We start from the raw sequence: 4588 nt of genomic DNA, 5'->3' as shown, positions 1-4588 counted from the left end.
CAGTTATCTATTTTATTTATAGTATTTTATCATAACCACTCTAGGAGAGCCATAATGGTTCAATAATTAACCACTCTTCATCTGTTAAACTGCTTAAATACATGAGTAATAAAAAATACTGTTATTTGAACAGTATACTAGATCCCAAATGGGTTCTATAATAAAAACCCAATCACTTCGGTATTCTTTGGCTCGTTGTAGTTCATATAAACCAATTCTTCCTAACCAACTTCTCACACTACTGAAGCAGGGAGTTTTTACTTCCTCCGCCGATACTTCCCACTTCAAGTTATTCTCAACTCCTCGTAAGCTACTTCCAGAATCAATTCTTTGTTGTATGGCTTTTTGTACTGTTTGAACGCTATATTGATGCCCGAACGCTGCCACTATCTCTATTTTTTCGGAATTTTCTTCCCCTTTTTTTGTCCATCAACCAAATTGTTATGAAGGATACGTAGTTCTTTTTCTGCTTTCATCGCTCGTGTTTTCCAATTCTCTCTTGAGAGCAATAAATCCCTAACTTTTACTTCTAATGCTCTGAGCTTTTTTTGTCTCTCAAGGGCTATCTCTTTCCAATTCTCTCTACTTTGTTTAAACAGACGAATTAATCGGCTGGAGGAACTTTTTAATTTATTCATTAACCACCCAACCTCAATTTGATATTTTTAGGTGTCTATCTTGTATGAATAAATATCATCTTAAGATACCCAAAGTCAACACCCTAGTTTAGGGGTGTAGATGATAAAAACTAATGACTCCCCACTCCCCATTCTCCTTTGTTACTATGTCCTGATAGACATTTACTTTCTCTGTAAAATTTAATCGGAGTATTCTGGACTATCAGGATTATTTTCCAAGGAACCCCATGAACAAATTTATACTTAGCTTGCTTTCTAGTCCTGTGATGATTGCATCTATGTTGTCTATGACAGTTATGGTGAATCAAGCACAAGCTATTGAGCCAGAAGCTAAAACCACAGATCGGCTATCCTGTATTAGAAATAAGCATAAAGTAGGTTTAGTATGTGCTAGGGCTTCGGTCTTAGCACAAATTCCTAAATATCAGCCGGAGATTGAGTTTTCTAGCGATGATACTCCTATGTTAGAGTTCAACATCGAAGAAAGTGATGCAGCAACTGATTTATTTAATTGTGACTGTCCTGCTTGTATAAACTCTTTGCGTAAGATGCGCGGTGTAGCACCCTTGGTGTACTAACTCATTGATGAGCAGCAACTGGCTGCATACAAATAATGCAACATACTGCATTTGTATTGGCATGGACAACAAAAGACAGTCGCAAATTAGAGGTTAACTCTATTATGGCGACTGTCTGTTTATTTTTAGGGTAATAAAACCTGCTATTGCCTGCATTTTTGATTCATCAGTGACACCCAGCCCAAGTCACCCATCTGTGAGATAATCCTATACGCATCACTGTTCCGGTCATTTCTTGTTCAGAAATGATTACATCAACCATATTGGCACTACTCAGTTCCGCTTCTATGACATTGCTACCAATCAAATTGGCTTGCTTGAAATTAGCACCAGTGAAATTAGCTCCGCTCATTTCTGCTTCATAGAGGTTTGCACCTAATAAGTTGGCTAGCATTAAATTAGCACCGCGCAAATCAGCACGAGTCAGGTTACTATCTTTGAGGTTGGCTTTCATTAAATCTGCGCCAATGAGGTTAACCTCAGTTAAGTTTGCACCAATCAAGCTAGCTCCACTCAAATCAGCATCAGTCAAATTAGCTCGACTAAAATTACAATCATTCAAATTGGCGTGACTGAGGTTAGCACCACTTAAATCTGCTTCTGTAAAATTTACTCCGCTCAAATCAGTGGCGTAAAGATTTATCTGATGCAGATTTGTTTGCTCAAATTTTCTTTCTCCTGCTGCATATAAATCCAGGAGCTTATTAGCATCCATCTGTTGTCACCTCCCATTATTTGTTGGTAGGCCTGCCTAAGTTGTGAGTTAAAACTACCCCAACCACACCAAAGACAATTTGCAGATTGATCACAGACCTAATTTTTAATAAAAACTAGTAATTTAATTGTGATATATTTTTTGGTGTTAAAAACAATTACTTCACGGAAATATACGGAATAGATATGTGCAGAGCCACTGCGCCTTAGTCATTAAGACATCCAAGTTTGAGAGATTTGGTTGTTGGTTGCAAGGATATGGACTAAAGGTCACAGAGTAAAATCAGTGTCTTCGCTTTTTTTCAAAATATTGTTGATGCTCTGGCGTTGCTAGGTAGTATTCACCCGCAGGCTTAATCTCTGTGACAATATCGCGTTCAAACCTAACCGATATCTGAAGTTTCGCCTTTGAGTGCTTCGCTACTTCTTCCTGCTGGGTATTATGAAAAAATATCACAGACCTGTACTGTTCTCCTTTGTCTGGCCCTTGGCGGTTTAGGGTTGTCGGGTCATGGATATCCCAAAACACGGTCAATAAGTCATCATAACTCACAAGTTGAGGATCATACTGTATCTGCACTACCTCAGCATGACCAGTTATCCTCGATAAAACATCAAGATAAGACGGGTGAGGAAAATGCCCTCCCATATAGCCAACTGAGCTTGATGCTACTCCTTTTATCTGACGAAATGCCGCCTCTACACTCCAAAAACAACCTGCCCCAAATGTTGCCTTTTCCATTGTTGTGATGTAATCCAACTTTTTCATGTTTAAGTTACCTGATTCCGTTTTCTCCGAGACTCATATTTTTATTAACCTATGGATAGAGGCATTGCCATCTTACTGGATAGAAACTGGATATATGATTAGGTCAGATTTTAATGGATTGGTATCCACTGAAGTTAACTACTAATGTCCAAAAATACACTTTTGGAGAACGGCTGATTCCAGAACGACTCGGAAAGCGTGGCTTACCTTCTGGGATAATAGCTGAAACTTGGGAAGTCAGCGACTACAAAGACAAAACAGGAACTGTTGTTAATGGTTATTTGGCTGGTCGAACCTTGCATGAACTCACATTAGCTCACCCTAACGAACTTGTGGGTAGGGGGTGGTATGGGCCATACTTCCCTCTACTATCTAAGTTTATTGATGCTTCTCATATGCTGCCCGTACATCTCCACGCCGATGATGAAACGGCTCGGAATTTGCACAATGAACCAAATGGTAAAACCGAAGCTTGGCACATTCTTTGGGCTGCACCAGGAGCAACAATCTTGGCAGGGCTTAAATCAGAATTTACAAGAGAGCAGCTATTTGAAGCCTTTACAGCCTGTGACTACGATTCTGTGTTGGTGCGTCACTCAATTCAAGCGGGGGATACTGTCTATGTGCCGGCAGGTATCATTCACTCTTTTGGCCCAGATACACTTGTTTTTGAAATTCAACAAACCTCAAATCTAGCTCAATCTGTGATGCCGACGGATTTGTATGGCAACAAATACAACCAACCAGAGTGGTACGCCAATATTAATGCTGCCCTTGATGAGCTAAAAAACCATAATCAACCTCGTCCACATGGTGGACTAAGGTTAGAGTCAGGAGCTAATTTTCGGGTTTTTGGTTGTGCAGGGACTTACTTTGCCCTTGAAAGATGGATTTTGAATGAACCATATTTAGAACTATCTCATCCACGTCGCTGTGTGATTCTCTCCAATGTTAGCAGTGTTGTGCATCTAGAATTTGCTGCTGGTATTGAGCGGCTTGAACAAGGGGAATCTTGTATCTTGCCAGCAGCTATTGGCGAGGTTCAAATTGTTCCAGATGGTCAAACTAATCTGATTGCTTGCTACATCCCAGATTTGCAGCAAGATATTATCGAGCCACTCCAAGCAGCAGGATACAATCTACAGCAAATACAGACCTTGGGTAAGGTGAACTCAATCTAATGGGGTAGGAGTTTATTAGATTAAGTCCTGAACCTTTATTGAGTTGAGAAATTATCGAGGATGAATGTGTCGTCTAGTACCCCAACCTGGATTAACAATCGCTGCCAATTCTTCGTCTGAGAGTTGGCTGATTTCAGCCTCTAGTTCCTCAATTGTGAAGTCATAGCCAGACTCTTTAGCAATCTTGATGAAGGCTTCTGGATTATCTGTTGCTTTGAGTCTTGCTTGTAATGCTTGATCTTCTTTAACAGCTTGCAATAGTTGGGTCGCATTTTGCTGTGTCATAATATTCTCTTTCCTGTTTTAAATATTCAGATTTAAAGGTAGAGCCACAATATTTGAGATGTAGTCAGGTATTTAACCATATTTACACTTTAGATTGACATTGCTCTAATTTTAAATTGCACTATTATTATTCATTTGTCTTGTACCATTAGAAAGAATAAGGACGAAAAAAATCTTCACAAAATTATTTATTTCTCAACCTTTTTTATCTAAAGCACTGATCATAATAGAATCGTCAGCCAAAATTTTTATATTTATTGGTAACGTTAGATGTTTTGATGATCAATATGCCAACTTAATAATTGCTGGCCTCTAAAATCTAATAGCGATCGCCTACGGTGGGGCGCAGCCCATTGCACCAGGTTGAATCTAGGGAAAACGCATCTTATTTACTAATAAAAATTAAGAGAGATTTCAAAATGA

At 39.1% G+C, this 4588-nt stretch carries 6 protein-coding genes; 2 read left to right on the top strand and 4 right to left on the bottom strand.

Features of this window, described 5'->3' with window-relative positions; all coding sequences use genetic code 11:
* Positions 1-392: 392 nt before the first annotated feature.
* Entirely contained in the window at positions 393-638 is a 246-nt protein-coding gene (locus ACM0OR_RS27660) for a hypothetical protein (RefSeq protein WP_414579607.1), read from the bottom strand.
* Positions 639-865: 227 nt separating this feature from the next.
* Here ACM0OR_RS27660 and ACM0OR_RS27655 point away from each other — a divergent pair, with 227 nt between their 5' ends.
* Positions 866-1216 carry a hypothetical protein gene (locus tag ACM0OR_RS27655; RefSeq protein ID WP_190697568.1) on the top strand — a complete coding sequence of 117 codons (351 nt, stop codon included), beginning with the start codon at positions 866-868 and terminating at the stop codon, positions 1214-1216.
* 166 nt (positions 1217-1382) lie between these two features.
* Here the strand turns inward: ACM0OR_RS27655 and ACM0OR_RS27650 are convergent, their stop codons facing one another.
* Both ACM0OR_RS27650 and msrA read right to left on the bottom strand, forming a co-directional pair.
* The gene (locus tag ACM0OR_RS27650; RefSeq protein ID WP_414579606.1) at positions 1383-1931 is read right to left on the bottom strand and encodes a pentapeptide repeat-containing protein; all 549 of its coding nucleotides are present in this window, start codon (positions 1929-1931) and stop codon (positions 1383-1385) included.
* Positions 1932-2213: 282 nt separating this feature from the next.
* Entirely contained in the window at positions 2214-2672 is a 459-nt protein-coding gene (msrA, locus tag ACM0OR_RS27645; protein WP_414579608.1) for a peptide-methionine (S)-S-oxide reductase MsrA, read from the bottom strand.
* A gap of 140 nt (positions 2673-2812) precedes the next feature.
* Here msrA and ACM0OR_RS27640 point away from each other — a divergent pair, with 140 nt between their 5' ends.
* Positions 2813-3880: a class I mannose-6-phosphate isomerase gene (locus tag ACM0OR_RS27640; RefSeq protein ID WP_414579605.1), complete on the top strand. Its 1068-nt coding sequence runs from the start codon at positions 2813-2815 to the stop codon at positions 3878-3880.
* Positions 3881-3931: 51 nt separating this feature from the next.
* Here the strand turns inward: ACM0OR_RS27640 and ACM0OR_RS27635 are convergent, their stop codons facing one another.
* A complete protein-coding gene (locus tag ACM0OR_RS27635) occupies positions 3932-4165 on the bottom strand; it encodes a Nif11-like leader peptide family natural product precursor (protein WP_323266203.1) in 234 nt (77 codons plus the stop codon).
* Between the last annotated feature and the right edge of the window lie 423 nt (positions 4166-4588).

It is taken from the genome of Anabaena sp. CCY 9402-a, assembly GCF_963920945.1.
Classification (GTDB): Bacteria; Cyanobacteriota; Cyanobacteriia; order Cyanobacteriales; family Nostocaceae; genus Trichormus; species Trichormus minutissimus.
Note: the sequence above shows the minus strand (reverse complement) of the source record. Positions and strands in the feature narration are given on the sequence as shown.